Source organism: Nocardioides sp. NBC_00163 (genome assembly GCF_045206295.1).
Lineage (GTDB): Bacteria > Actinomycetota > Actinomycetes > Propionibacteriales > Nocardioidaceae > Nocardioides.
On the sequence record NZ_CP108155.1, the window covers coordinates 251,221 to 278,011 of the forward strand.

The following is a 26,791-nucleotide window of genomic DNA, read 5'->3' on the forward strand; positions in this document are numbered from 1 at the left end:
TGTGCCACTGAACTGGAGGCATGACCCAACACACCGAACACTTCGACGCAATCGTCATCGGCGGCGGTGCCGCCGGCCTCTCCGCGGCTCTCATGCTCGGCCGCTCCCGCCGCCGGACCCTCGTGATCGACTCAGGCCTCCCCCGCAACCGCTTCGCGGCACACATGCACGGCGTACTCGGCCACGAGGGCATCGACCCCACCGACCTGCTGCGCAAGGGACGCGATGAGCTGGCTACGTACGACGTGGGGATCCGTCCCGGGCGCGTCGCCCGCCTCGACGAGACCGAGCACGGCGTGAGCGTCCTCCTCGACGACGGCGAGCGGCTCACCGGCCGGGTCGCGATCGTCGCCACCGGCGTCACCGACGAGCTTCCCGACATCCCCGGGCTCGCTGAGCGCTGGGGCGCCACCGTCCTGCACTGCCCCTACTGCCACGGCTGGGAGGTGCGCGATCGGCGGATCGGCGTCCTGACCACCTCACCGCTCGGGATGCACCAGGCGCAGCTGATCCGGCAGTGGAGCGACGACGTCGTCGTCTTCACCGCGGGTCTCGGTCCGCTCGAGGAGGCCGACGAGCAGCGACTGCTGTCGCGCGGGATCACCCTCGTGACCTCGCCGGTCACCGAGATCCTCGGCGAGGGCGACCAGGTCACCGCGGTGCGTACCGCCGACGGGAAGACCACCGAGGTCGGCGCCATCTTCACCGCCGGCACCCTGCGCCCGCACGACGGCTTCCTGACCCACCTCGGCCTCGACCGCGCGGACTCCCCGGTCGGCAGCTTCCTCGCCGTCGACGCGACCGGCAAGACCAGCAGCGACCGGATCTGGGCGGTCGGCAACGTCTCCAACCCGATGGCCAACGTCCCGATCAGCATGAGCGCCGGCACCATGGCCGGCAGCGTCGTGAACATGACCCTGGTCACCGACGACTTCGACCGGGCCGCGGCCGGGCCCGCCGCGGTGGACTTCTGGCAGGAGAGGTACGCCGGCAGCGACCGGATCTGGTCCGGCAGGGTCAACACCGTGCTCGGCGACATCGCCTCCGGCCTCGAGCCCGGGACGGCCCTCGACCTGGGCTCCGGGGAGGGCGCCGACGTGATCTGGCTGGCGCAGCAGGGCTGGCGAGCCACCGGCATCGACATCTCCGAGAACGCCGCCACTCGCGGACGCGAGGCGGCGCGCGCTGCCGGGCTGAACGAGGACCAGGCGAGGTTCGTGGTCTCCGACCTCTCCTCGCCGGCCGACCTCGACGGGAGCTACGACCTGGTCACCGCCAGCTTCTTCCACTCCCCCGTCGAGCTGCCGCGCACCGACATCCTGCGCCGCGCGGCCGATCTGGTGAGCCTGGGCGGACACCTTCTGGTCACCTCCCACGCGGCCGCACCGCCGTGGGCAGACGCCGCCGCGCACGAGCACCGCTTCCTCGACGCCAAGGAGGAGCTGGCCGAGCTCGGCCTGCCCGAGGAGCACTGGGAGACGGTCGTCCTCGAGCACCGGCACCGTCCCGTGACCACCCCGTCCGGCGAGGAATCCACCCTCGAGGACGCCGTGGTCCTGCTCCGTCACCGGTGATCGCCAGGCGGAGCGTCAGGCGGCGCCGCAGGTCTCGGTGAGGAACTCGCCGAGGCGCTCGTAGGCGAGGTTCTGGGCCTCGCTGCGCTCCAGCGGGTCTTCACCGCGGCCGGTGCGCAGGGCGTCCTCGATCATCATCCGCACGCCCTCGACAGCTGCCGCCGGCGTACCTTCTGGAACACCCATCGACTGCAGGCTCGTCGCCGCCAGACCGAGCGCGGTCTCGTTCTCGTCGTTCGGCGTAGCCATCTGGGTCGCGTGGGCGTTCGCCATGGTCTGTACGGCGCCGCAGAACTCCTCCAAGGACGCGATCGGACCCGTGGCGACCGGAGCGGCCGACGGGGTCGCAGCCGAGGGGACGGAGGCCGCCGGATCGTCTCCACCGCCGAGGTCGCGGGTGAGCACCACGACGCCGATCGCGACCGCGATGATCACGCCGACGACGATCGCCCGCGGCGGGAAGCGGTCGCGCCAGGTCGGCTCACGCTGCGCCTCTGCCCGGCGAGCGGGGTTGCCGGAGCGCCTCGGGTCACCCATCGATGCTCACTGGTAGGTGTTGGCGGGCGCCTCGCGCGGCTCGACGGAGGCGGCCTCGATGGCCGTCTCCGACTTGCCGCCCGGCGCGGTGCCCTCGACCCAGCGACCGGTGACCGCGACCCATGAGTCGCGCTCCGGGGCGTCGTCGTAGTCCTCGACCCGTACCCGCGAGGCGCTCGCGTCGGCGGCGCAGCAGGCGATGGCGATGCGGGTGACGTACCAGTTGCCGTTCTCGTCGGTGCTGACGAATCCGGTGAGGCGTACGTCGCGGTCCTTGATCGTCGCGCCGTCGTCGACCCCGGCACGCCACATGAACTCGGCGACCTCGACGTCGACCGGCCCGTCGGAGGCGGGCAGCGGCAGGATCTCGGCATCGGGGGCCGCCGCGACCGGGTCGTCCGCACGTCGCTCGGCGAGGTAGGCGCCCAGGGACGGCGGGCTGGCCACGAAGACGATCACGCCGGGAATGATCGCCAACCAGGTCATCGCCGGAACCTTGTGGTCATGGGCGTCGTGGTCGTCGCCGTCCTCGCCGTCGTGCTCGCCCGACGCCGGACGCAGCAGCATCCACACAGTCAGCCCGAGCAGCACCACGCCGGTGGCGACCAGCGGCCACTTCATCCAGCCGGTGACGTACCTCAGATAGCCGTCGCCGAGCGAGAGCCGCAGCAGGACGGCGCCGAGGAAGCCGACGACCAGGGCTTGAGTTGTACGTGTCACAGCAGCCACCATCCGATGCCGACGGCGGAGGCGACCGCCGTGATGATCACCAAGGGTACGAAGCGAAGCGCGAAGCCCATGCCGAACTGGCCGGCCTCCATCGAGGCGAGCTTGATGTCCATCGCCGGGCCGACGACGAGGAAGACCAGCTTCGCGGTGTCGGAGAAGGCGGTGAACGAGGCCGCGACGAACGCATCGGACTCCGAGCAGAGCGCCACGATGAACGCGAACAGCGCCAGCGTTGCGATCCCGAGCACCGCCTGACCGGCGACGGTGTTGACCACCGAGCGGGGTACGAAGGTGTTGACCGCCGCGGCCAGCATGGCGCCCAGCACCAGGAAGCCGGAGGCGTGCAGGAAGTCGTGGCTGACGTTGCCGAGGAACGACCGCTCGTGGGCGTGCTGGTCGCGACCCAAGTTGGTCAGCCGCTCGAGCAGCAGCTTGCCGCGGGCGAGCATGATCCAGCCGACCGCGACGGCGGTGATCATCGAGGCCAGGAACCTGGCCAGCACCATCACCGGCTGGCCGGGGAAGGCGACGGCGGTCGAGACGAGCACCGCCGGGTTGACCGCCGGCGCGGCCAGCATGAACGTCAGGGCCACCGCGGGCGCGACCCCACGACGGATCAGCGAGTTGGTCACCGGCACCGCGGCGCACTCGCAGCCCGGCAGCCCGATCCCGGCCAGGCCGGCGACCGGGACACCGAGCGCCGGGCTCTTGGGCACGATCTTGCTCAGCGCCTTCTCCGAGAGGAAGGTCGAGATGACGGCGCTGAGCAGCACGCCACCGAGCAGGAACGGAGCCGACTGCACCACGATGGCGACGAAGATGGTGCCCCAGGTGTTGAACAGGTCATGGTCCAACAGCGGCAGCAGCCAGCGCTGCGAGAGCAGGATGACGAGCAGGACGATCGCCACGACCTCTGTCTGCCCCAGCCTGAACCCAGACTTCTCGGCTGCCCGCACCGGGGTCTTCGTACTCATGAGGCGTGTGTTTAGCACAGGCCGATGACGGCCGGGTTGCGCCTCGCCGACTCGGAACGATTCTCGTTAGGAACTCACCAGCTGGACTTGGTGATCCCGGGCAGATGCCCCTTGTGCGCGAGCTCGCGGAACCGGATCCGGGACACGCCCGCCTTGCGCAGATAGCCCCGCGGCCGGCCGTCGACCTGGTCGCGATTGCGCAGGCGTACGGGTGAGGAGTCGCGCGGCAGGCGGGACAGGGCGCGGACGGCCTCGGCCTGCTCGGCCGAGCCGGGCCCGGCGGTGCGGATGCGCTCCTTGATCTCGGCCCGGCGTGCTGCGTACCGCTCCACGATCTCGCGGCGCTTGGCCTCGGCCGCGATCTTGGACTTCTTGGCCATCAGACCTTCTCCCCTCGGGCGAGCATCTCGGCGACGACGGCGTCGATGCCACGTACGTCGATCCGCTTGATCGCGTTGGTGCTGAGCCGCAGCGTGACCTTCCGGCCCAGGCTGGGGACGTAGTAGGTCTTCTTCTGCAGGTTCACCTCCCAGCGTCGCCGGGTCGCCTTCTTGGACCAGGGGCGGTTGTTGCCGAAGCCGGGGCGGGCTCCGGTGACCTGACACGTGCGTGACATGGCAGCCTTTCGTCTTATTGGGAATCGTTCCCATTATGACACAGGCGCCGCACACGGTGTCATCGACCGCCCTGCTGACGGTGCCACTGGGCAGGGGATCCATACCGATACCGACTAACATGGCGCCCATGGCACCAACCCAGCAGGTCAAGCGGCGCGCAACCAACCAGGGCGCCGCGGTGAAGGAGGCTCTCGCCGCCGAGGACACCTTCCGCAGCGCCCAGGACGTCTACGCCACGCTGCGAGCCAACGGCGAGAAGATCGGCCTCTCCACGGTCTACCGCCACCTGCAGATCTTCGTCGACGACGGACTCGCCGACGTGATCCACAAGCCCGACGGCGAGTCCACCTACCGGCTGTGCGGCGACGCCTCCACGACCCATCACCACCACCTGGTCTGCCGCAGCTGCGGCAAGGCCGTGGAGATCGAGGGTCCGGCCGTGGAGACCTGGGCCGACAAGGTGGCGGCGCAGAACGGCTTCACCGACGTCAACCACACCGTGGAGATCTTCGGCCTCTGCGCGACCTGCGCCGCCTCCTGACTCAGCTGCGCCGACGCACCGCCCCCAGTGCGGCGTCGACCAGCAGGAACGCGACCAGGCTGATCCCCAGCATCGGGACGAACCAGCCGACGAGCGCGGTCACCGCGATGCCACCGACCAGCACAGGCACCGGCAGCCGGCGCCAGGCACCGCGAGGCACCGGCCGGCCGAACCGCAGCCGGCTCGCGCCGCGCGGCCGCCGCAGCCACCACATCCGGTAGCCGAGCAGGGTCATCACGATCAGGCCGATCGCCAGCGCCGCGAGCGCCAGCTGGTTGACGACGCCGAACAGGATGCCCATGTGGGCGCCGATGACCCAGTCGGTCAGTTTCGCCATGACCGGCCAGTCGGCGAAGTCGACCCGGTCCAGCATCTTGCCCGTGGCGGGGTCCACGCTGATCGCGTCGTACCTGGTCGGCCAGTCACGCTTGTTCTCGGCCGCCGTCCACGCGCTGGCGCCGTCGGCCGGCGGAACCAGGTAGAGCGGATCACCCAGCCCGGCCTCCCGCGCGGTGGCGAGGACGCCGTCGACACCGGCCCCGTCGGAGAAGACCGCATCCGGGTCCTCGACGCCTGCCGCCGGGCCCGAGGAGCCGTGGTGCGCGTGCTCGTCCGTGGCGCCGCCGGTGTGCAGGGAGGTGGCCGGTGTGGGCTCGGTCCACGACAGCGCCGTACGCACTTCGCCGATGTTCGCCCCGGCGAAGCGTGACCAGGTCAGCCCCGAGACCGACAGCGCCAGTACGCCCAGCAGGACCCACACCCCGATGACGGCGTGCCATGACATCACCCGGGAGCGTCCGGTGGCCGCCGGGTCGGGCGTGACCAGCCGGCGCACCCGCCGGTCTCGGCGTCCCTTGCCGATCCACAGCATCAGCCCGCCGAGGGCCACCACCCACAACCAGCTCGCGGCGAGCTCGCTGTAGTGACGCCCGAAGACACCCAGGTGGAGGTTGCGGTGCAGCTCATCGAGCCAGGCGCGGAAGCCGAGCCATTGGCCGTAGCTGCGCACCTTGCCCTCCACGCCGGCGGTGTAGGGGTTGACGAAGACCGACATCGCGTAGTCGTCGGGCACGGTCTCGTCGGCAAAGACCACCCGGGTGCTTCGGTCTGCGGCGGGCGGCACGTCGATGCGGAGGATGTCGCCGTCGGGGTGGCTCGCCCGGGCCGCGGCGACCTGCTCGGCCAGCGGCACCGTCTCGCCGGCCGGGGTGACATGGGTCAGCTCGTGGTAGGCGATCTGCTCGACCTGCGGGGCGATCGTGTAGAGCAGCCCGGTCACCGAGGCGACCAGGATGAACGGGGCGACCAGAACCCCGGCGTAGAAGTGCAGCCGCAGCACGAGCGGGCGGATCATCGGCCACCAGCCGGGCCTGGCGCCGGGCGCCTCCGTCGGTGGCTCTGCCGGCGGTGCGGTCTGGAACTGGGTCGGAACGGACATTGGAGGTTTCTCTCTCGCGAATTTTCGGGTACGCAAGACAGCCACCGGGACTCGCCCGGTGGTGCTCGCAGAGGGATCTCAGAGGCCTGCCGGCCTCGGCGGTCCTCTTCGCGGAGAGACATGGGCCCACAGGGCCGGTCGCGGGACGAGCTGTGTCGACTCGGCGAGCAGGCGGCCGGCGACCGCGATCCGCGGCGTCGGCAGGCTGCGTACGGCCACGGCGAGGGCCCTGCGGTGCAGCACCCAGACGACGACGGAGAGGACGGCGGCGCAGGCGTGGGCCAGGAGCATCGCGGCGCCGTCGGCGGAGCCGAGCGAGGTGCCGACCGCGTGATGGTGCTCGACACCGGGGGCCGCGGAGAACGCCGCGAAGACCTCGTGGAGCCCGAGCTGGGACAGGCCGGCCAGGACAGCACCGGTGAGGAGTCCGACCCGGCGCTGCAGCACCACGACGCCGGCACCGAAGACGGCCAGGGCCGCCGCGGCCAGCCAGCCGGCGCTCGGCAGCGCGCCGCCCGCGGCCAGGTGGGCCAGGGCCGCGCCGGTCATGATCTCGATGGTGGCGAGCAGGGAGAGCCACACGCTTCCGCGTGTCGGCCTCACCACCCGGAGCTCCATCCGGCTCAGGCGTCCTGGGGGCGGCCCTGGACCGGCGTGTGGTTGCGGGCGAGGAGCCAGATCATGGTGCCGTAGCAGGCGATCCGGAGCGCCCAGCCGAGGCCGGTGCGGAGGATGCCGAGGGCGAGGATCGCCCAGTCCCGGTCGATGGTCCCACTCCAGGCCAGGAACCAGATCGGGCCCTGAATGGCCGCACCGATCGCGCCGGGCGCCAGGAAGAGCCAGGTCAGCCGCGAGCACAGCTTCACGATCTGCTTGTCCTGGTGCCACTCGAGCGGATCGCCGCTGGCCATGCCGATGAAGAAGCCGAAGATCGGCCAGCCGATCAGGCACAGGCCGCCGACCACGACGGTGTAGCCGAGGCTGATCAGGATGCCGGGCAGGAAGTAGGCCAGCGCCTGCTCCTCGGCCGTGCCGCCCATGGACTGGGCCAGCCGCACCACCGCGAAGCCGATGAGGATGCCGAAGATGGCGTTGCCGACGTACTGCAGGCTCGAGCGCTGCACGAGCCGGACCAGCAGGAAGACCGCCGCGGTCGCCGCCGAGGCGATCAGCGCGACCTTGAGGTCCTTGAACACCAGCCAGGCGATGGTGAAGACCAGGCCGGGCACGCCGGCCTCGAGCATCCCGCGCACACCGCCCAGCCCGGCGGACATCTGGCGGCGTACGACCGCCTCGACGGTGTCGACCGTCGGATGGTTGTGGTCGTGCTCGTCGCCCTGGCCGTCGGCAGGGGTCTCAGAGGTGGGGCTCACGTGTGGTTGGCTCACTCGTTGGGGTCCGGTATCAGCTCGTAGCGGGGGTTGAACATGATGCGCTGGCCGTCGGTACGGCCGATGCGGCCCTGCACCTGCAGCGACCGGCCCGGGCTGATCCCGGCGATGCGCCGGCGTCCCAGCCAGATGAGCGTCAGGGTGCCGGAGCCGTCGAACAGGTCGGCCTCCAGCGCCGGGACGCCGCCGCGTGGTCGTAGCGTGATCGTACGCAACGTCCCCCGCAGCCGCACCGGCTCACGGTCGGGCGCGTCGGCGATGGAGGCGAAGTCCTTGGCGACGTAGGCGGCCCGGATCTCGCTCGCGTCGATCGAGCCGGTGTTCGCCCACTCACTGAGCTTCGCGCGCAGCCGACCCTTGGACACTACTGGCTCACTTCTCGACGCGGCGGGCGTTGGGCGGCAGCTTCACCTCGAGCGCCTCGCCCTTCGGCTTGGCCCCCTCACCGCGGCGCACGACGACCCGCTCGAGGAGCTTCTCCCACTCCTTGCCGGCGGTCGGCTCCATCGCGGGACGACCCATCATGGTGGCGCGGAGCATCCAGCGCGGGCCGTTGACGCCGATGATGCGGGTCTGCTGGACGGCCGGCTGGCCGTCGGGCAGCTTGACCTTCATCTGGGTGATCAGCTCGGTGCCCCAGGGACCCTCCAAGTCGGCGGTGGCCCCGCCGCGCTGCTGGACGTCCTCGCGCAGCATCGGCAGCGACTCGGTCCACAGGTCGCCGTTGCGGGGCGCGGCGAAGGCGCGCAGCTCCATGGCGCCGTCCTCGGCGGTCAGCATCACGGCCGCGATCTGCCCGGACTTCTCGTCCACCTGCAGGCGCAGCTCCTTGCCCGGCGCGGGGGCGAGCATCATCGAGCCGAGGTCCACCCAGTCGCCGGTGATCAGCCCGTCGGGCACGGAGTCGATGTCGAACGGCCCGACCTCGGGAGCTGCCGGCACCGGCCGCTCGGGGGCCATCGGCCCGTCCGTGACCGGTGCAGATGGCTCTCCCCGGTGGGAGGGCGTGGACTTGCGGCGGAACTTCACGACCATCTGCTTTCAGGTTTGCGGTGAGTCTCTGAGGAGACTTATCTAACACTGATCCCTCAGCGGTTGGAGAAGCCCCCTGTAGAACCGTATCCCCCATCGCCACGAACCGAGTCGGGCAACTCGGACACCTCGACGAAACGAGCCTGCTCGACGCGCTGGATCACCAGCTGGGCGATCCGGTCGCCGCGACGCAGCTCGATCGCCTCGACAGGGTCCAGGTTGATCAGCGCCACCTTCACCTCGCCGCGGTAGCCGGCGTCGACGGTGCCGGGGGCGTTGACGATGGACAGCCCGTGCTTGGCGGCGAGGCCAGAGCGCGGGTGCACCAGGCCGACGTACCCCTCCGGCAGCGCCATCGCGATCCCGGTCGGCACGAGGGCGCGCTCCCCCGGCTTCAGGCTCACGTCCACGGTCGTCCGCAGGTCGGCTCCGGCATCGCCCGGGTGGGCGTACGCAGGGGGCGGCAGCTCGGCGTCGAGACGGACCAGGGCTACTTCGAGATCAGACACAACCCGCACCTTAGATGCTCTACGGCTCACCCGATTCGTGACTCCCTTGACCGACATGAAAAACTCACGATTCGTGAGCACCCCGGCGTACGACGAGCGACTGACCGTGCCGCTGCGGTGGTGGGTCCAGGGCGTCATGTTCCTGGCGACCCTGTGGATCGCGGTCATCCTGTGGGTTCCGGCCGCACTCGCCTGGGGCATCACCGCGGCGATCGTCGGCCTGTTCGCGCTGGCCATGATCGTCTACGGCAACGCCCGGATCACGATCGCCGACGGCGTCCTGCGCGCCGGGCCCGCCCGGATCGAGGCGCGCTTCCTCGGCGAGGCGGTCGCTCTCGACGAGACCGAGGCACATCACCTTGCGGGGCGCGACGCCGACGCCAGGGCGTACCTGCTCCTTCGTCCCTACCTCAAACGCGCGGTGCGGGTCACCATCGACGACCCCGCCGACCCGGCGCCCTACTGGCTGCTCTTCACCCGCCACCCGGTGGCGCTCGCGAAGACGGTCAACGCGCTCCGAGCGAGTCTCTGAGCGGCAACCTCCCCGCCATGGCCTAGGCTCGAGGTATGTCCAAGTCCACCAAGGCTGACAAAGCCGACAAGGCTGACAAGGTCTGGGCGATCATGGCCCTCGTCAGCGGAATCGGGGCCGCGAAGGTCACGAACAAGGTCCTCTCCACCGGCTGGAAGGCGTCCACCGGACGCAAGCCACCGGCGAACCCCGCCGACCCCGACGTACGCCTCGTGGAGGCCGTGCTCTGGTCGGCTGCGACCGGCGCCACCGTCGCGCTCGCGCGGATGTTCGCCCAGCGCCGAGCGGCCAACTACTACATGAAGTCGGTCGGTCGGCTGCCGAAGCAGCTGGAGAAGGACGAGTCCTGAGTCAGCAGATTCTGAGATAGCAAGAAGGCCGCACGGGGTTCCGTGCGGCCTTGCTTATTTGCCCGGCTTGCGTCGGGCTTTCCGCCGAGTCAGCGCGTTTGTACACAGCGCTTGCTAGCGCAAGCTGTACAAACCCGCCGACTCCGCGTTTTCGACTGCGCTTACGCGCAGTCGAAGCAGATCATCTTCTTCTCGTCAGCCAGCTGGCTGCGGTGGTGGACCAGGAAGCAGCTCATACAGGTGAACTCGTCCTCCTGCTTCGGCTTGACCTCGACCGCGAGCTCCTCGTGGCTGAGATCGGCTCCCGGGAGCTCGAACGACTCGGCCGCCTCGGCCTCGTCCTCGTCAACCTTGCCCGAGTTCTTGTCATGACGACGAGCCTTGAGCTCTTCGATGCTCTCCTCGGACTGGTCCTCTTCATTTTTACGCGGTGCGTCGTAGTCCGTCGCCATATGCGCCACTCCCCTTCTCACTCATCTTCAGTCCCCCCGCGCGCCCCCGAGGGCAGCGGCACGGCCCGTGGATTGTGCACCATCAATGCGGATTTCGCACACTCAACCGGGTCCGCGTCGCCGAAACGTTCTGTCATCTGGCGGTATTCCCTATCACGGGGATAGATGAGCGTCGAGTTTCGGGTGGGTGAACGCGGCTGTACCGACGGGGCTCCGGGACCTTCCCGGCCCCCGGCCGGTCATAGATCTACATCAACCAGCGGCTTTCAGTCGGGTACGACACCCGGGAGCGAGTCAACTGGCAGAAAACCGGCCTGAACAGCCGCTTTCCGTAGTTCATCGTAGCCGTGGGCTGGTGCGACGATCACGAACCGGCGACCGCCGATGCCGGTCGTCGCCTCCCAACGAGCACCGGCGGCCTCCGCGACCAGGCCGGCCGCGGCGTGATCCCACAGGTGCAGCCCCTCCTCGAGGTAGCCGTCGAGAGTTCCCTCGGCCACTCCGCAGATGTCCAGGGCGGCCGAGCCGATGCGACGAACGTCACGTACGACGGGGAGCAGCCGCACCAGCGCCTCGGCCTGAACCCGGCGGAGCTCGGCGTCGTAGGAGAACCCGGTGGCGATCAGCCGTTGCCCGAGCTCGGCGGGCTGACGTACGCGGATGGGCTCGCCGTCCTTGACCGCGGCGACCGATCCGTCGGGCTGCCGGAAGGCGGCGTAGAGGGTGCCGCGGGGCACGTCCACGACCGCGCCGGCGACGACCTCACCCGCGTACTCCGCCGCGATCGAGACCGCGTAGCTCGGCAGACCGTAGAGGAAGTTGACGGTGCCGTCGATCGGGTCGACGATCCAGCGTACGCCGCTGGTGCCCAGCGTCTCCTCGCCCTCCTCGCCGAAGAAGGCGTCCTCCGGACGCTCCTGGGAGATCAGCCGCCGGATCAGCGCCTCGGTGTCCCGGTCGGCCTCGGTGACCACATCGGTCGCGGTCGACTTCGTGGCCGCCACCTCGACCACGCCGGCGGCCCGCTCGCGAACGAGATCGGCGGCCGCGCGGGCGGTCGCCACCGCGAGCGCGAGCAGGTCTCCGGACTTGGGGGCGGGCTGAGCCGGCGCTGGATGCTCTGTCATGGGGCCGACCCTATGTCGCGGCTGATCACCTGTTTACTCGGAGTACTGGGGCGAGTCCTCTCCGGACAGGGTCGGCAGCTGCGAGCGCTGGTTGAAGCAGCAGCCCGCGGGACAGCGGTCGGGCCCGGGGCCCAGGTCGCCCACGGTAGGCCGCTCAGGGGCCTCCCCACGCTCCGCAGCGGCACGCTCGAGGAGCAGCTCGCGTACGGCAGCCACGAAGCGCGGGTCCTCCCCCGCGGTCGGGCTGCGGCGGGCGTGGATCCCGAGCTTCTCGGCGGTGGCCATGGCCTCGGTGTCGAGGTCGTAGACGACCTCCATGTGGTCGGAGACGAAGCCGACCGGACACATCACGACGGCGGCGACATTCTTGCTCGCCAGGTCCTCGAGGTGGTCGTTCACGTCGGGCTCGAGCCACGGGATGTTCGGGGCGCCGGAGCGGCTGCAGTAGACGAGGTCCCACTCGTGGGTGACCCCGCGCCGCTGCGCGACCTGCTCGGCGATCACCTTGGCGACGTCGAGGTGCTGGGCGACGTACGCGTTGCCGTCGGGGCCAGCGTTGTCGTTCATCGCGGTCGGGATCGAGTGGGTCACGAAGAGGATGCGCGCGCCATCACGCTCGTCCTCGGGCAGGTCCTCGAGAGAGGCGAGCACCCCGTCGACGACCGGTGCCACGAAGCCCGGGTGGTTGTAGTAGCGCCGCAGCTTGTCGAGCACCGGCGCGCTCTCGACGTCGCCGCTGTTGTCACACGCCTCGAAGAGGTTCTCGCGGTACTGCCGGCACGAGGAGTAGGACGAGTAGGCACTGGTCGCGAAGACCGCCGCCCGCTTGATCCCGTCGGCCCGCATCCGCGCGATCGTGTCGCTCAGGTAGGGGTCCCAGTTGCGGTTGCCCCAGTAGACCGGCAGGTCGATCCCGTTCTCCGCCAGGTCGCCGCGCAGCGCCGCCAGGAACGCCCGGTTCTGGTCGTTGATCGGCGACTTCCCGCCCCGATCGAAGTAGTGCTGCCCCACCTCGACCAGCCGCTCCCGCGGGATCCCCCGCCCCCGGGTCACGTTCTCCAGGAACGGCACCACGTCCTCGGTCTTCTCCGGCCCCCCAAAAGAGACGAACAGCAAGGCATCGTAAGGAGAGACATCCACCCGACCATCATATTGATCGCCCCCGCTGGTCGAGCCGCGAGGCCGCCCGCGGCCGAGCGTGTCGGGACCAACACAGTCCATGTCGCGCTCGATGGGACTGTGTTGGTCTCGACACGCCTCCGCCTAAAGGCTCCGGCGGCTCGACCAGCGACGCTACTCCACCACCGAGGAGTAGGCGACGACGCCGCGCTTGAGGAGGTCCATGGTCTGCCGGGCCGTGCGGCGCAGCGGGACGTCGCCGGCGGCGTCGGCGACCTGGCCGCAGAGGTCGATGAGCTGCTTGACCCAGCGGACGAAGTCGCCGGCGGCGAGCTCGACCTCGCTGAGGACGTCGTCGAGCTCGTCGCCCTCGGCCCAGCGGTAGGCGGCCCAGGCGAAGCCGAGGTCGGGCTGGCGGAGGAAGTCGAGCTTGTGGTCGCGCTCGAGGGCGTCGAGCTGGCCCCACAGCCGGACCGTCTCAGCGATGACGTCCTTGACCCGGCCGCCGGGGAGGCGGGGCGGGGTGGCGTCGTCGGCGCGACGGGCCTCGTAGACCAGCACCGAGAGGGCGGCGGCGAGCTCGGAGGGGGTCAGGTCGTCCCACAGCCCCTCGCGGAGCGCCTCGGCGGCGACCAGGTCCATCTCGGAGTAGAGCCGCATCAGGTGGGTGCCGCGCTCGGTGACCGTCTCGCCCTCGAGGTAGTCGAGGGCGACCAGGACTTCGCAGACCCGGTCGAAGGTGCGCGCGACGGTGTTCGTACGCGCCTCCACCCGGCGGCGCAGCGTGTCGGTGTCGCGTGACAGCTTGAACCAGCGCTCGGCCCAGCGGGCGTGGTCCTCGCGGTCGGGGCAGTCGTGGCAGGGATGCATCTTCAGCTCGCGCCGCAGCTCGGAGATCTGGGTCTCCGCCGAGCTCTTGCGCTCCTTGCGGGCGGTCGGCGACCCCTCGTAGGGCACCGGTCGCAGGTCGCGGGTCTTCTCCCGAAGCCGGGAGGCCATGTCGCGCCGCATCTGCGGGTTGCGGCCGTTGAACGACTTCGGCACCCGCAGCCGGGTCTGGGCGACGATCGGCACGTTGAAGTCCATCATCGCCAGGCGCCGCGCCTGCCGGTCCTGGGTGATCACGTAGGGACGCGGCCCTTCGGGGTCGAATCCCGGGTCGAGGACGACGGCATATCCGGCGAACTTGCCCGTCGGCACGTCGATCACGTCACCGATCTTCAGCTTCGAGAGCGAATCGATGATCTCGTCGCGTCGGTCCGAACGCCGCTCGCGGGAAGAGGACTTCTCGACGTCGGAGATCTTGCGGCGGATCGCGGCGTACGCCATGAAGTCGCCGCGGTCGCACGTCGCCGCCTCCTGGTAGCCCTCCAGCGCGTCCTCCGCCTTGCGCACCTGACGGGCCAGCCCGACGACCGCCTTGTCGGCCTGGAACTGCGCGAACGACTGCTCCAGCAGCTCGCGCGAGCGCGCCCGGCCGAACTGGTGCACCAGGTTGACCGCCATGTTGTAGGACGGCCTGAAGCTCGACCGCAGCGGATAGGTGCGTGTCGAGGCGAGGCCGGCGAGCTCGCGCGGGTTGAGCCCCTGCTGCCAGAGCACGACGCCGTGGCCCTCGACATCGAGGCCACGTCGGCCGGCACGGCCGACGAGCTGGGTGTACTCCCCCGGCGAGAGGTTGACGTGGGCCTCGCCGTTCCACTTCGAGAGCTTCTCGATGACCACCGTGCGGGCGGGCATGTTGATGCCCAGCGCGAGCGTCTCGGTGGCGAAGACGGCCTTCACCAGGCCGCGCAGGAACAGCTCCTCGACGACCTGCTTGAACGCCGGCAGCAGCCCGGCGTGGTGGGCGGCGACGCCACGGGAGAGGCCGTCGATCCAGTCGTGGTAGCCGAGGACGTGGCGGTCCTCGTCTGGCAGGTCGGCGCAGGCCTCCTCGACGTAGGCGATGATCTCGTCGCGCTCGTCGGGCGTGGTCAGCCGCAGGTTGGCCTGGATGCACTGGCCCACGGCGGCGTCGCAGCCGACCCGGGAGAAGACGAAGTTGATCGCGGGGAGCAGGTTGTCGCGCTGCAGGGCCGTGATGACCTCCACGCGCGACGGGATCCAGACCCGCCGCCCGTTGCCCACGCGCCGGTTTCCATTCCCCTTGCGCTTGTCCTTGGGCGTACGCCGGTCGGTCATCCGGCCTGCCGCCCAGTCGTCGCGCGCCAGCCTCATCAGCTCGCCGTTGACCGGGGCGCCCTCCTTGACGAACCCGGCCGCCGCGTCGACGTCGGAGGAGGCGAACAGGTCCATGATCCGCCGGCCGGCCATCACGTGCTGGTAGAGCGGCACCGGCCGCTTCTCCTCGATGATCGTGGTGGTCTCACCACGCACCGTGGTGAGCCACTCACCGAACTCCTCGGCGTTGGAGACGGTCGCGCTCAGCGAGACGACCGAGACCGACTCGGGCAGGTGGATGATGACCTCCTCCCAGACCGCGCCGCGGGAGCGGTCGGCGAGGTAGTGGACCTCGTCCATGACCACGAACCCGAGGCCCATCAGGGTCTGCGAGCCCGCGTAGAGCATGTTGCGCAGCACCTCGGTGGTCATCACCACGACCGGCGCCTCGCCGTTGACGACGTTGTCGCCGGTCAGCAGGCCGACCTGGTCGGGGCCGTAGCGCTTGACCAGGTCGTTGTACTTCTGGTTGGAGAGCGCCTTGATCGGGGTCGTGTAGAACGCCTTGCGACCGGTCGCGAGCGCCAGGTGGATGGCGAACTCGCCGACGATCGTCTTGCCCGACCCGGTCGGCGCGGCGACCAGAACGCCCTTGCCCTGCTCGATCTCCTTGCACGCCTCGATCTGGAAGTCGTCGAGCCCGAAGTCGTAGAGCGAGGCAAAGTCCCGGAAGACGGGGTAGTCCTTGTCACGCTTGAAAGCGGCGTACTTCTCCGCTGGCGAGGCGTCCATGGTCCCGAGCCTATCGACCGACACCGACAGTCAGGACGGCGGCGGCACGAGTACGCCGAGAGCGGAAGGGACGCACTCGACGTCGAGCGGCAGGGGGCCCAGGCGCTCCCCGTCGCTGTAGGCGATCACACCGGGGGCGGAGGCCTTGATCCGGCGGGCGTGGATGCGCTCGAAGGCCGGATGGGTGAGGTGCTTGGCCTGGCGTACGCCCGGGAAGACGCGCAGGAACTCCAGCCGCGAGACCGGCTTGATGAGGATGGCGTCCAGCAGGCCGTCGGCGGGGTCGCAGTCCGCCGCGATCCGCAGACCTCCTCCGTACGACTCGGTGTTGGCGATCGCCAGCAGCATCGCCTCCTGCTCGCGAACCGTGGTCGCGCCGGTCGAGTCCTCGATCTCCAGCAGGTAGGGCACCGGCTTCCAGCTACGGATCACCGACAGCGCGGCGAGCGTGTAGCGAAGATCGCCGTGGGGCCACCTCATCGCGTTGGCCCGCTCGTTGACCGCTGCGTCGAACCCGGCGGCCAAGACCGTGGCGAACCAGGTGTCATCGCTGCGGCCGAGGTCGACGCGACGGGTGTGGTTGCCTACGACCACGTCAGCGGCGGCGAGCGGATCGACCGTCGGGATCCCGAGCGCACGCGCGAAGTCGTTGCCGGTCCCGAGCGGGACGACGCCGAGGCTGACCTCGGTCTCGGCCAGTGCCTGGACCGCGATGTGGACCATGCCGTCACCGCCGAGGGTCACGACCGTGTCGACCCCGTCGGCAGCCGCCTTCCGGGCCAGCTCGAGAGCATGCTCGGCGTCGTCGCCGATCAGGTGCTCGACGACGGCCCCCGAGGCCGCCAGCCTCGCGGTGACCGCATCGAGGATCTGGTCGGCGTGGCCGCGGCCGGCGGTGGGGTTGGCTAGCAGGGCGATCTGGCGCGTCACGGGTGAAGACTAGTGCTCAGATCACCGACGGGACGTCAGGATCCCCGAGCATCTCCTTGCGCTTGCTGGCCTTCCGCCTGTCGTGAGCCCGGGCGATGACCTCGGAGACGCCGAAGAGGACGACCATCGGGCCGGCCATGATCGTCATCGTGAACGGGTCGCCGGACGGGGTCGCGATGGCGGCGAAGACGAAGGAGCCGACAATGATCCAGGCGCGGTACTTCGCCAGCGCGGCTCCAGGCAGCACCCCGATGCGGTTGAGCATGATCACGAAGACCGGGATCTCGAAGGCGATGCCGAAGACCAGGAGCGTACGGCTCAGGAAACTGAGGTAGTCGCTGAACTCGACGATGTTGGTCAGCCCATCGGGGATGAAACCGAACAGGATCTCCAGGCCCTTGGGCAAAGTGACGTAGCCGAGCAGGACACCGGCCATGAACAGGGGGCTGGCGACCGCCACGAAGATCCGCGACATCTTCTTCTCATGGGCGTGGAGCCCCGGCATCAGGAACGCCCAGATCTGGTACAGCCAGATCGGGCTGGTGCCGATGAAGGCGGCCAGTCCACACAGCTTCAGGTAAAGCATGAAGCCGCCCGCTGCCCCGTTGACGGAGCTCAGCGACTCGGCCCCGCTGTTCGTGTCCATCATCTCGACGGCCTTGAGATAGGGGTCCATGACGAGGCCGAAGAGCTGCTCGAAGAAGAACAGCGAGACGATGAAACCGACGACCAGAGCCAGGGCAGCCTTGATCACCCGCGCGCGGAGCTCACGCAGGTGGTCGGAGAGCGCCATCCGGCCGTCGTCGCCGATGGCGTGCTTGGGGGTGCCGCTGAAGATCGCGACAACACCGGCGATGGACAAGGTCGGCCTCAGTTGCCGGAGAGGCGCTCGCGCTCGGCCTTGATCTCGGCCTCACGACGCTCGAGCTCGGCGATCCGCTCCTGCTCGGAGGCGGTCAGCTCGGCCGGCTTCTCGGCCTTGTCGCCGTTCTCCTTCTCGTCCTCGTCGCGAAGACCCTTGGTCTCGGTCTTGAAGATACGCAGCGCCTGACCAGTGCCGCGGGCGAGCTCAGGAAGCTTTGCGGCACCGAAGACGAGGATGACGATCGCCAAGATGATGAGCCACTCGGCTCCCTGCGGCATACCGATCAATGGAGTGAACATGAACTACCTCATCTACGTCTAGGGGGAACGCCAGAAGTCTACGCGCCCGTACGGTACAGGCCGAGTGCCTGCCGCGCAGACGCGGCAAACGATTCAGTGAACTCTGTGCTTGTTTGCGCCCTTCGGGCTGTCTGCGCCATTCGGGCTGTCTGCGCCATTCGGGCATCGGCCTCCACGCTTCGGGCGTCTTCGGCCACGAGCTCGGCATGGGGCGCGAGCCGGAGCAGGAAGCGGGTGAGCCAGCGCTGGTCGTAGACCCGCAGTCCCACCTCGAGCCCGCCGCCGGGCAGCTCGACCGGGTCGATCACCGAGTAGTACTCACCGACCCAGCGAGCCTCGGGGGCCAGCCACACCCGGACGACCGTGCCGTAGTCCGTACGCTCCAGCAGCCCGGCCGCGTCCTCGGCGCTCGCGCCGTCCTCCGGGTCGGTGGCGACCGGAGTCGCGAGCACCTCGGCGCCCCTGATCCGGTCGAGGCGGAAGCTGCGCGGCGCCTCGGCGGTGTGGCACCAGGCGTCGAGATACTCGATGTCGCGGATCGAGACCAGCGCGCGCGGATCGATGACCCGCGAGGACTCCTCGTCGCGCGCCGGGACCCAGTAGTCGATGCGTACCTGGCGACCCTGGTCGATCGCGGTCGCGATCGCGGCATGGATCTGGACGAGCGAGGTGTCGACCAGCTCCTCGCCGGGGTCGACACGCGCCGCGGCGCCCTCGGCCGCCGCCTGTTCGAGCTTGGCCAGCGTACGGTCGACGACCTCCTTGGTCGCAGCAGCCACCGCTCCGCCCCGCAGCGCGCGCAGCGCGACGATCACGGCGGTGGCCTCGATCGGCGTCAGCCGCAGCTGACGGTCGAGGTAGTCGGCGTTGGAGATCCGGATGACCCGGTCGCCGTCGGGCTCGGTCAGCGAGTCGATGTCGACGTCGATCAGGTCGTCGGGGTAGCCGCCGGGCAGGCCGCACATGAAGAGCACCTGCAGGTCCTTGACCAGCTGCTTCTCCTCGACGCCGAGGTCGGCGGCGGCCTTGTCGAGGCGTACGTCGTCCTCTTGGGAGTAGAGGTAGGGCACCAGCGTCAGCAGACGCCCGACCTGGCCCTTGGCACCGCTCGCACTCATCGTGCGGCTCCGTCCAGGCGGGACACCAGCTGCTCCAGCCGCGTGCCGACCTCGCGGCGGAGGTCCTCGGGCTCTTCGACGTAGGCGTCGGGGCCGTGCCCCAGCACCGCCCCGACCAGGTCGGCGGGCACCCGGGTGAGCACCACACGGTCCCAGTCGTCGCTGCCGTCAGGCCCGGTCACCCCCGGCTCGGTGGAGTCGGCGGCCCGGCGGAGGGTGTAGCCGCTCCCCTGCCGCAGCAGCAGGACGGCCTTGCCCGTGGGCGGGGCCGGCGCCAGGGTCCGTGCGATATCGCGTACGTCCACCTCGGCCGGCACCTCGAAGGCATCGAACTCACCGACTGCCCGAGCCTCCCCCAGGACGCGGGAGAGCCGGAAGATGCGGGTGTCGTCGCGGTCGACGTCGTGGCCGACGGCGTACCAACGGCCCGAGTAGCGCACCACGCCCCACGGCTGCAGTCGCCGATGTGAGGGCTCGGCCGCCCGCGACCCGCGGTAGTCGAACTCGACGATCTGCCGGTCCTGCGTCGCGGCCACGAAGACGTCGAAGGAGCCCTCCTCCGCGGCCAGCCGCGGCTGCACGATCTCCAGCGCCGAGACGTCGGTCTCGAGCCCGGCGGCGTTGAGCTTGCGTACGGCCTCCGTGGTCGCCTCCGCCATCGAGGCGTTCTCCCAGACCTTGGTGGCCAGGGCGACCACGGCGAGCTCGTCGGCCTCGAGGGTGATCGGCGGCAGCGCGAACTGCTCGGGGCTGACCCGGTAACCGATCTCGTCCTCGAAGAAGGAGTCGATCACCCCGGTCTCGATCGGCACACCGAGGCTGCGCAGCTCCTCCTTGTCGCGCTCGAACATCTTCTCGAACGCCTCACCGTGGGACGACGGGTAGAGGACCTCGCGGATCCGCTCCTTCGACACATTGTCACGCTGCACGAGCAACATGATGAGCAGGTTCATCAACCGCTCGGTCTTACCCGCCGCCACGGTGTGTTCTCCCCCTAGAGACTCTTCTACTGCGGAGCCGGGGTGGCTTCGGCCTTGACGACGTCGATGACGAAGTAGAGCGTGCTGTTGGCCGGGATCCCCGGCGTGCCGCCCTGGCCCGGCTTCTCCTCTGCACCGTAGCCCAGCTCCGGCGGGATCTGCAGCAGAACACGGCTGCCGACCTTGACGCCCTCCAGGCCGTTGGTCCAGCCCGCGACCACCTGGTTGAGAGCGAAGGGCACGGCCTCCTTGCTGAAGCTCTCGTCAAAGGGCTTCTTGGCGCCGTAGGTCATACCGAGGTAGTTGGCGGTGACCGTCTGGTCGGTGGTGATCTCCTCGCCGTCGCCCTCGGTGACGATGGCCCGCTTGAGCCCCTCGTCGGCCTTCGGCTTGGCGATGCCGGTGAAGTCGAAGCCGGTCGGCTTGCCGTTCTTCTCGACGACCTTCGGGAGCTCGGAGGCGTCGACGTCCTGCGGCGTCTTGTCGGCGGCAGGCTTCACCACGTCGACGACGACCAGCAGCGTGTCGTGGTTGCCGATGCCCATCTGCGGGTTGCCGCCCTCGCCGAGCAGGTCGGCCGAGCCGACGATGGCCTCGATCCGGTCGCCGACCTTGGCGCCCTTCAGGATGGTGCTCCACGGCTTCTCCGCCGGGAGCTCCTCACCCTCGGGCGCCTGGCTCTCGTAGGCCCAGTCCTTGTCCAGAGTGGTGGCGTTGCCGATGTAGATCTTGGCGAACACGCCGCGACCCTCCGGGATCTCCTCACCCTCGCCCTCGGTCAGCGTCTTGACCTTGGGGTCCTTGGGGTAGGCGATCGCGGACTCCCACTTCAGCGTGGGCGCCTTGTCGACCGCGGCCGAGACCGTGACGCCGTCGAAGCCGGAGACGGTCTCGTCGCCGTACCCCGTCTTCTCCTCGCCGCCGCAGGCGACCAGAGCCGGAATGAGCAGGGTGACGGCCAGCGCGCTCAGCGCGTGGCGCAGACGAGGCCGAGGAGCAGTGGGCACAGTGCAAACCTTCGTGAAATAGAGATAGACGACAGCGGAGCACACCATATCCGCCCGGTGGTTACCCCGCAGCGAAGCCACCCCGGCAGGGGTGTCACATGCCGTCGATCAGCCGCTGGACGCGCTCGTCGTACGCCTTCAGCGGGTCCTTGCACAGCACGGTGCGCTGCGCCTGGTCGTTGAGCTTGAGGTGGACCCAGTCGACGGTGAAGTCGCGGCGGCGCTCCTGCGCCTTCTTGATGAACTCGCCGCGGAGCCGGGCACGGGTGGTCTGCGGCGGCACCGACTTGGCCTCAAAGATCTTCAGGTCGGTGGTCGCGCGCTTGACCGCGCCCTTCTTCTCCAGCAGGTAGTAGAGGCCGCGGTTGCGGTGGATGTCGTGGTAGGCGAGGTCGAGCTGCGCGACTCGCGCGTGGCCCAGCGGAATGCCGTGCTTGGCGCGGTAGCGGTCGATCAGCTTCCACTTGATCACCCAGTCGATCTCGCGGTCGACCAGGGAGAGGTCGTCGGACTCGATCGCCTTCAGGCCGCGCTCCCACAGGTCGAGGGCGGCGAGCATGGTCGGGTCGGTGATCTCGCGGCGGTCGACGAACTCGCGCGCCTTGGACAGGTATTCGTTCTGGATGTCGAGGGCACTGGCCTCGCGGCCGTTGGCCAGCCGCACCTTGCGGCGGCCGGTCAGGTCATGGGCGATCTCGCGGATGGCGCGGATCGGGTTCTCCATCGTCATGTCGCGCAGGACGACGCCCTCCTCGATCATCCGCAGCACCAGGTGGCAGCTCGCGATCTTGAGCATCGTGGTGGTCTCGGACATGTTCGAGTCACCGACGATCACGTGCAGGCGCCGGTACTTCTCGGCGTCCGCGTGCGGCTCGTCGCGGGTGTTGATGATCGGTCGGGACCGCGTCGTCGCCGACGACACGCCCTCCCAGATGTGCTCGGCACGCTGCGAGACCGCGAACCCGGCACCCCGCGGGGTGTGGGTGACCTTGCCGGCGCCGACGATGAGCTGGCGGGTGACCAGGAACGGGATGAGCACGTCGGCGAGCTTGGAGAACTCCCCGGCGCGGCTGACCATGTAGTTCTCGTGGCAGCCGTAGGAGTTGCCGGCCGAGTCGGTGTTGTTCTTGAACAGGTAGATGTCGCCGGCGATGCCTTCGTCGTGCAGCCGCTGCTCGGCGTCGAGGAGCAGCCCCTCCAGGATCCGCTCCCCCGCCTTGTCGTGGGTGACGACCGAGATCACGTCGTCGCACTCGGGCGTGGCGTACTCGGGGTGGGAGCCGACGTCGAGGTAGAGCCTCGCGCCGTTCCTGAGGAACACGTTCGAGCTGCGGCCCCAGCTCACGACCTTGCGGAAGAGATAGCGGGCCACCTCGTCCGGGCTCAGCCGCCGCTGGCCGCGGAACGTGCAGGTCACGCCGTACTCGTTCTCGATGCCGAAGATGCGCCTGTCCATACCTGAAACCCTAGACGGTCGGCGGTCACTCCGGAGGCGTTCAGAGGTACGACACGGCGGGGCGCGCCGTCCACCGGCACGCCGACCGCGAGCCGGCGCCGGAAGGGTCGAACCTCACATCGCTCACGAAGCCGGCAACGAGGACGGCCAGCCCTAGGATTGCGGCTCGTGCCCTCACCGCTGCCTTCGTCCTCCACCGGCAACCAGCCGGGCGTCCTCGCGGCGCTGCGTTCGCCGCGGCTGCTGCGTACGGAGGTGCTGGCGGGTCTCGTCGTCGCGCTCGCGCTGATCCCCGAGGCGATCTCGTTCTCGATCATCGCCGGGGTCGACCCACGGGTCGGGCTGTTCGCCTCGTTCACGATGGCGGTGGCCATCTCCTTCCTCGGCGGGAGGCCGGCGATGATCTCGGCGGCCACCGGCGCGGTCGCGCTGGTGATCGCGCCGGTGATGCGGGACCACGGCTATGACTACTTGATCGCGACGGTGCTCCTGGGCGGCCTGATCCAGATCGGGCTGGCGCTGGCCGGGGTGGCCCGGCTGATGCGCTTCCTCCCCCGCTCGGTGATGGTCGGCTTCGTCAACGCCCTCGCGATCCTCGTCCTCGAGGCGCAGATCGTCCACATGGTCGACGTGCCCTGGGCGGTCTACCCGATGATCGCCGTCGGCATCGCCGTCATCGTCGGATTCCCGCGGATCAACAAGGTGATCCCGGCCCCGTTGGTAGCGATCGTCGCGCTCACCGCCTTCACCGTCATCGGCGCGGTCGACGTGCCGAACGTCGGCGACCAGGGCAAGCTGCCCGACAGCCTGCCGACCTGGTTCCTCCCCGACGTACCTCTCACCCTCGACACCCTTCAGATCATCGCCCCTTACGCCCTCGGCATGGCGCTGGTCGGCCTGCTCGAGTCGCTGCTGACCGCCAAGCTCGTCGACGACATCACCGACACCCACTCCGACAAGACGCGCGAGGCCGGCGCCCAGGGTCTGGCGAACCTGATCACCGGCTTCTTCGGCGGCATGGGCGGCTGCGCGGTGGTCGGTCAGACGATGATCAACGTGAAGGTCTCCGGCGCCCGTACGCGCCTGTCCACCTTCCTCGCCGGCATCTTCCTGCTCATCCTGGTCGTCGGCTTTGGCGACACCGTGGCGCTGATCCCGATGGCCGCCCTGGTCGCGGTGATGATCATGGTCTCGGTCAGCGCCTTCGACTGGCACTCGGTCCGGCCCGCCACCCTGCGGCGGATGCCGCTCTCGGAGACGGTGGTGATGCTCACGACCGTTGCGGTCACGGTCGCGACCCGCAACCTCGCGATCGGCGTCATCGTCGGGGTCCTGGTCGCGATGACCCTCTTCGCGCGCCGCGTCGCCCACCTGACCCACACGCACCGGGAGCTCGTCGAGGACGCCGACGGCAGCATGAGGGCCGTCTACCGGGTCACCGGCGAGCTCTTCTTCGCCTCCAGCAACGACCTCTACACCCAGTTCGAGTACGCCGATGACCCCGACGAGATCGTCATCGACCTCTCCGACTCCCACATCTGGGACGCCTCCACGGTCGCGACGCTCGACGCGATCACCCACAAGTACGAAGCCAAGAACAAGTCAGTACGCATCGTCGGCCTCAACGCCTCCAGCGCCGACCGGCACGAGCGGCTGACCGGTCAGCTCAGCGGTCACTGACCTCCGCGCGCAGAACTCGTGTCGCCGACCATGTAGAGATCGGCGCGCCGGCCTCGTCCCCTCGTCGAAGGCACCCGCCACAACGACGAGCACAGTACGAGGATGGCAGTCATGACACACCTGTTGAAGTTCGACCACGTCGGCATCACCGTCGCCGACATCGACCTGGTCACGGAGTTCTTCGTCGGCCTGGGCCTGGAGATCGAGGGACGTACGTTCGTCGAGGGCGAGTTCATCGACACCGTCTGTGGGATCCCCGGGGCACGCTGCGAGGTCGTGATGCTGCGTCCGCCGGGTGGCGACACCACCCTCGAGCTCGCCCGGTTCGTACGTCCCGACCACGTGCCCGGCGCGCCTGAGGCGATGGCCAACATGCTGGGCCTGCGCAACGTCTGCTTCCAGGTCGACGACCTCGACGTGGTCCTCGCGGCCCTGGCGGAGAAGGGCTACGGGCTGGTCGGCGGAGTCGGCGTCTACGAGGGCATCGTGCGGATGGCGTACGTGCGCGGGCCCGAGGGCATCGTCGTCTCGCTCTCGGACCAGGTCGGCTGACACCTGGAAATGTGACGTGGGAGTGCTGAGGTCACCAAGGACCTCAGCACTCCCACGTCTCTGGGCTCAGTCGATCGGCGGGGCGATCGGCGGCTCGCCGTCGTCGTCGGCCGGCGGGGCCAACGGCGCGTCGCTGACCGGCTTCTCCGCCGGCTTGTCGGCGGGCGGCTCGACGGCGGCCGGCTCGACCTCCGGGGTCGCGACGGCAGCGCCGAGGATCTCGAGCAGCGTCGCCGGCCGGATCCTACGGAACTTGCGCGGCTGGGTGCGGTTGCGGTCGAGGACCGCGACCTCGAGGTCCTTGGCGGCGATCTCGCGGTCGTCGGTGTCGGTGTGGCCGAGCGCGGCGACCGCCAGCTTGATGGCGTCCTCGAGCGAGGCGCCCTCGGTGTAACGCTCCTTGAGGTAGCCACCCACAGCCTCGGCGGCGCCACCGATGGCGGCGAAGCCGTGCTCGTCGACGACCTGGCCGTCGTAGGTGAGCCGGTAGAGCTGGTCGTCCTCGGCGGAGTCACCGATCTCACCGACGAACAGCTCGACCTCGTAGGGCTTCTCCCCACCCGAGGAGAAGATCGTGCCGAGGGTCTGGGCGTAGGCGTTGGCCAGGCCACGCCCGGTGACGTCACGCCGGTCGTAGGCGTAGCCGCGCATGTCGGCCAGCCGCACGCCGGCGATGCGAAGGTTCTCGAACTCGTTGTAGCGCCCGACCGCCGCGAAGGCGATCCGGTCATAGATCTCGCTCACCTTGTGCAGCGCCGCCGAGGGGTTCTCGGAGGCGAACACGATGCCGTCGGCGTACTGCAGCGAGACCAGCGCCCGGCCCCGGGAGATGCCCTTGCGCGCGAAGTCCGCGCGGTCGCGCATCAGCTGCTCGGGGCTCACATAGAAAGGAGTGCTCATCGGCCACCCTCCAGCTCGGCGATGGGACCGTCGGGCCGCTGCAGCCTCCCGGTGATGACGGCCTCGGCAACCGCCGCGACGTCGGCGTCGGGCAGAGTGCGCCCACCGTCGGCGGTGATCACGTGGACCAGCGGGAACAGCTTGCGGGACAGGTCCGGGCCGCCGGTGGCCGAGTCGTCGTCGGCCGCGTCGTAGAGCGCCTGGACCAGGACCGCGACCAGCGTGGCCTCGTCGAGGTCGGCCCGGTAGAGCTTCTTGAGGGCGCCCTTGGCGAACAGCGAGCCGGAGCCGACGCCGGAGTATCCGGTCTGCTCGTAGCGGCCGCCGGTCGGGTCGTACCCATAGATCCTTCCTTCGCCGGCCTCGGGGTCGAACCCGACGAAGAGAGGCACCACGACCAGGCCCTGCATGGCCATCGGGAGGTTGCCCCGGACGAGGGCGGAGAGCCGGCTGGCCTTGCCCTCGATCGAGAGCGTGGTGCCCTCGATCTTCTCGTAGTGCTCCAGCTCGGTCTGGAAGAGCTTGACCAGCTCGACCGCGAGCCCCGCGGAACCGGCGATGCCGACCGCGGAGTATTCGTCGGACGGGAAGACCTTGCGCATGTCGCGCTCGGCGATCAGGTTGCCCTGGGTCGCCCGACGGTCACCGGCGATGATCACGCCACCGGGGAAGGTGGCCGCGACGATCGTGGTGCCGTGCGGGGCGATGTCGCTCAGATTGCCCGGAACGGCGTCGCGTCGCGGGAGCAGCTCCGGGGACTGGGCCGTCAGAAAATCGGCAAAGGACGAGGTGCCCGGCGTCATGTAGGCAGCCGGGATACGGGATTCGGACATCTACTACTGCCCGCCCTTCTGGATGAAGGACTTCACGAAGTCCTCGGCATTGGTCTCCAGGACGTCGTCGATCTCGTCCAGGATGTCGTCGACGTCGGAGTCAAGCGCTTCCTTGCGCTCGTTCACATCGGTCTCGGGCGCGGTCTCGACGGACTCCTCCGTCTCGGAGGACTTCTTCGGCTGCTTCTGCTCCTGTGCCATGTCTTCAACCTATCCACTAGCACCGACAAACCTGAGGAAACAATGCCCGATTTCGCTACGGGAGGAAGCAGAAGTCGAACGTTGGGCCGAGAT

At 69.4% G+C, this 26,791-nt stretch carries 31 protein-coding genes; 6 read left to right on the plus strand and 25 right to left on the minus strand.

Annotation, left to right across the window (positions count from 1 at the left end; genetic code table 11):
* Positions 1-20 precede the first annotated feature (20 nt).
* Positions 21-1,574, plus strand: a complete 1,554-nt coding sequence (locus OG801_RS01260; RefSeq protein WP_406033055.1) for an FAD-dependent oxidoreductase — start codon at positions 21-23, stop codon at positions 1,572-1,574.
* A 15-nt stretch (positions 1,575-1,589) separates the two neighbouring features.
* Here the strand turns inward: OG801_RS01260 and OG801_RS01265 are convergent, their stop codons facing one another.
* From OG801_RS01265 to rpmB, 5 genes are all read right to left on the minus strand, one after another.
* Positions 1,590-2,111 (minus strand): hypothetical protein, encoded by a 522-nt coding sequence (locus OG801_RS01265; RefSeq protein WP_406033057.1) that lies wholly within the window; start codon positions 2,109-2,111, stop codon positions 1,590-1,592.
* A gap of 6 nt (positions 2,112-2,117) precedes the next feature.
* The gene (locus OG801_RS01270; RefSeq protein WP_406033059.1) at positions 2,118-2,831 is read right to left on the minus strand and encodes a TIGR03943 family putative permease subunit; all 714 of its coding nucleotides are present in this window, start codon (positions 2,829-2,831) and stop codon (positions 2,118-2,120) included.
* Complete coding sequence (locus OG801_RS01275) at positions 2,828-3,814, minus strand: permease (RefSeq protein ID WP_406033061.1); 987 nt, start codon at positions 3,812-3,814, stop codon at positions 2,828-2,830. The genes OG801_RS01270 and OG801_RS01275 overlap by 4 nt, the downstream gene beginning before the upstream one ends.
* Before the next feature lie 74 nt (positions 3,815-3,888).
* Positions 3,889-4,194, minus strand: a complete 306-nt coding sequence (gene rpsN, locus OG801_RS01280) for a 30S ribosomal protein S14 (protein WP_406033062.1) — start codon at positions 4,192-4,194, stop codon at positions 3,889-3,891.
* Positions 4,194-4,430: a 50S ribosomal protein L28 gene (gene rpmB / locus OG801_RS01285; RefSeq protein WP_350720330.1), complete on the minus strand. Its 237-nt coding sequence runs from the start codon at positions 4,428-4,430 to the stop codon at positions 4,194-4,196. Before rpmB ends, rpsN begins: the two co-directional genes overlap by 1 nt.
* Positions 4,431-4,558: 128 nt before the next feature.
* Here rpmB and OG801_RS01290 point away from each other — a divergent pair, with 128 nt between their 5' ends.
* Positions 4,559-4,972 (plus strand): transcriptional repressor, encoded by a 414-nt coding sequence (locus tag OG801_RS01290; protein WP_355019538.1) that lies wholly within the window; start codon positions 4,559-4,561, stop codon positions 4,970-4,972.
* Position 4,973: 1 nt separating this feature from the next.
* Here OG801_RS01290 and OG801_RS01295 read toward each other — a convergent pair whose 3' ends face one another.
* The 6 genes from OG801_RS01295 to dut form a co-directional block, all read right to left on the minus strand.
* The gene (locus tag OG801_RS01295; protein WP_406033064.1) at positions 4,974-6,410 is read right to left on the minus strand and encodes a PepSY-associated TM helix domain-containing protein; all 1,437 of its coding nucleotides are present in this window, start codon (positions 6,408-6,410) and stop codon (positions 4,974-4,976) included.
* Between the two features lie 78 nt (positions 6,411-6,488).
* On the minus strand, positions 6,489-7,016 hold the full coding sequence (locus OG801_RS01300) for a cell division protein FtsQ (RefSeq protein ID WP_406033066.1): 528 nt from the start codon (positions 7,014-7,016) through the stop codon (positions 6,489-6,491).
* 17 nt (positions 7,017-7,033) lie between these two features.
* On the minus strand, positions 7,034-7,783 hold the full coding sequence (locus OG801_RS01305) for a DUF3159 domain-containing protein (protein WP_355019541.1): 750 nt from the start codon (positions 7,781-7,783) through the stop codon (positions 7,034-7,036).
* 11 nt (positions 7,784-7,794) lie between these two features.
* Positions 7,795-8,166: an OB-fold nucleic acid binding domain-containing protein gene (locus tag OG801_RS01310; protein ID WP_350658712.1), complete on the minus strand. Its 372-nt coding sequence runs from the start codon at positions 8,164-8,166 to the stop codon at positions 7,795-7,797.
* A gap of 7 nt (positions 8,167-8,173) precedes the next feature.
* On the minus strand, positions 8,174-8,836 hold the full coding sequence (locus OG801_RS01315) for a DUF3710 domain-containing protein (RefSeq protein WP_406033069.1): 663 nt from the start codon (positions 8,834-8,836) through the stop codon (positions 8,174-8,176).
* 53 nt (positions 8,837-8,889) lie between these two features.
* Positions 8,890-9,342, minus strand: coding sequence for a dUTP diphosphatase (gene dut, locus OG801_RS01320; RefSeq protein WP_355019543.1), 453 nt, complete (start codon positions 9,340-9,342; stop codon positions 8,890-8,892).
* Between the two features lie 55 nt (positions 9,343-9,397).
* Between dut and OG801_RS01325 the strand changes: the two genes are divergently transcribed.
* Positions 9,398-9,874 (plus strand): DUF3093 domain-containing protein, encoded by a 477-nt coding sequence (locus OG801_RS01325; protein WP_355019544.1) that lies wholly within the window; start codon positions 9,398-9,400, stop codon positions 9,872-9,874.
* Positions 9,875-9,909: 35 nt separating this feature from the next.
* Complete coding sequence (locus OG801_RS01330; RefSeq protein WP_355019545.1) at positions 9,910-10,224, plus strand: DUF4235 domain-containing protein; 315 nt, start codon at positions 9,910-9,912, stop codon at positions 10,222-10,224.
* 161 nt (positions 10,225-10,385) lie between these two features.
* Here the strand turns inward: OG801_RS01330 and OG801_RS01335 are convergent, their stop codons facing one another.
* The 11 genes from OG801_RS01335 to pafA form a co-directional block, all read right to left on the minus strand.
* Entirely contained in the window at positions 10,386-10,676 is a 291-nt protein-coding gene (locus tag OG801_RS01335; protein WP_040755057.1) for a DUF4193 domain-containing protein, read from the minus strand.
* Positions 10,677-10,942: 266 nt separating this feature from the next.
* On the minus strand, positions 10,943-11,803 hold the full coding sequence (locus tag OG801_RS01340) for an inositol monophosphatase family protein (protein WP_406033071.1): 861 nt from the start codon (positions 11,801-11,803) through the stop codon (positions 10,943-10,945).
* Between the two features lie 33 nt (positions 11,804-11,836).
* Positions 11,837-12,943 carry a ferrochelatase gene (locus OG801_RS01345; protein WP_406033073.1) on the minus strand — a complete coding sequence of 369 codons (1,107 nt, stop codon included), beginning with the start codon at positions 12,941-12,943 and terminating at the stop codon, positions 11,837-11,839.
* A gap of 153 nt (positions 12,944-13,096) precedes the next feature.
* Positions 13,097-15,877: a DEAD/DEAH box helicase gene (locus OG801_RS01350; protein ID WP_406033075.1), complete on the minus strand. Its 2,781-nt coding sequence runs from the start codon at positions 15,875-15,877 to the stop codon at positions 13,097-13,099.
* A gap of 30 nt (positions 15,878-15,907) precedes the next feature.
* Complete coding sequence (locus OG801_RS01355; RefSeq protein WP_406033076.1) at positions 15,908-16,807, minus strand: diacylglycerol/lipid kinase family protein; 900 nt, start codon at positions 16,805-16,807, stop codon at positions 15,908-15,910.
* Between the two features lie 16 nt (positions 16,808-16,823).
* The gene (gene tatC, locus OG801_RS01360; protein ID WP_406033078.1) at positions 16,824-17,669 is read right to left on the minus strand and encodes a twin-arginine translocase subunit TatC; all 846 of its coding nucleotides are present in this window, start codon (positions 17,667-17,669) and stop codon (positions 16,824-16,826) included.
* An 8-nt stretch (positions 17,670-17,677) separates the two neighbouring features.
* Positions 17,678-17,971 (minus strand): twin-arginine translocase TatA/TatE family subunit, encoded by a 294-nt coding sequence (gene tatA / locus OG801_RS01365; protein ID WP_406033079.1) that lies wholly within the window; start codon positions 17,969-17,971, stop codon positions 17,678-17,680.
* A 38-nt stretch (positions 17,972-18,009) separates the two neighbouring features.
* Positions 18,010-19,089 (minus strand): helix-turn-helix transcriptional regulator, encoded by a 1,080-nt coding sequence (locus OG801_RS01370; RefSeq protein ID WP_406033081.1) that lies wholly within the window; start codon positions 19,087-19,089, stop codon positions 18,010-18,012.
* Positions 19,086-20,069, minus strand: coding sequence for a helix-turn-helix transcriptional regulator (locus OG801_RS01375; RefSeq protein ID WP_406033083.1), 984 nt, complete (start codon positions 20,067-20,069; stop codon positions 19,086-19,088). Before OG801_RS01375 ends, OG801_RS01370 begins: the two co-directional genes overlap by 4 nt.
* 26 nt (positions 20,070-20,095) lie before the next feature.
* Positions 20,096-21,076 carry an FKBP-type peptidyl-prolyl cis-trans isomerase gene (locus tag OG801_RS01380; protein ID WP_355021338.1) on the minus strand — a complete coding sequence of 327 codons (981 nt, stop codon included), beginning with the start codon at positions 21,074-21,076 and terminating at the stop codon, positions 20,096-20,098.
* Between the two features lie 94 nt (positions 21,077-21,170).
* A complete protein-coding gene (pafA, locus tag OG801_RS01385) occupies positions 21,171-22,532 on the minus strand; it encodes a Pup--protein ligase (RefSeq protein ID WP_355021337.1) in 1,362 nt (453 codons plus the stop codon).
* A 225-nt stretch (positions 22,533-22,757) separates the two neighbouring features.
* Between pafA and OG801_RS01390 the strand changes: the two genes are divergently transcribed.
* Both OG801_RS01390 and OG801_RS01395 read left to right on the plus strand, forming a co-directional pair.
* On the plus strand, positions 22,758-24,212 hold the full coding sequence (locus OG801_RS01390; protein ID WP_406036322.1) for a SulP family inorganic anion transporter: 1,455 nt from the start codon (positions 22,758-22,760) through the stop codon (positions 24,210-24,212).
* 111 nt (positions 24,213-24,323) lie between these two features.
* Positions 24,324-24,764 (plus strand): VOC family protein, encoded by a 441-nt coding sequence (locus OG801_RS01395; RefSeq protein WP_406033086.1) that lies wholly within the window; start codon positions 24,324-24,326, stop codon positions 24,762-24,764.
* A gap of 66 nt (positions 24,765-24,830) precedes the next feature.
* On the opposite strand, the gene prcA is transcribed toward OG801_RS01395, so the two are convergent.
* From prcA to OG801_RS01410, 3 genes are read right to left on the minus strand one after another with little or no spacing between them, the layout of a single operon-like run.
* On the minus strand, positions 24,831-25,664 hold the full coding sequence (gene prcA, locus OG801_RS01400; protein ID WP_406033088.1) for a proteasome subunit alpha: 834 nt from the start codon (positions 25,662-25,664) through the stop codon (positions 24,831-24,833).
* On the minus strand, positions 25,661-26,497 hold the full coding sequence (prcB, locus tag OG801_RS01405; protein WP_355021333.1) for a proteasome subunit beta: 837 nt from the start codon (positions 26,495-26,497) through the stop codon (positions 25,661-25,663). The genes prcA and prcB overlap by 4 nt, the downstream gene beginning before the upstream one ends.
* 3 nt (positions 26,498-26,500) lie before the next feature.
* Positions 26,501-26,698: a ubiquitin-like protein Pup gene (locus OG801_RS01410; protein ID WP_008356645.1), complete on the minus strand. Its 198-nt coding sequence runs from the start codon at positions 26,696-26,698 to the stop codon at positions 26,501-26,503.
* Between the last annotated feature and the right edge of the window lie 93 nt (positions 26,699-26,791).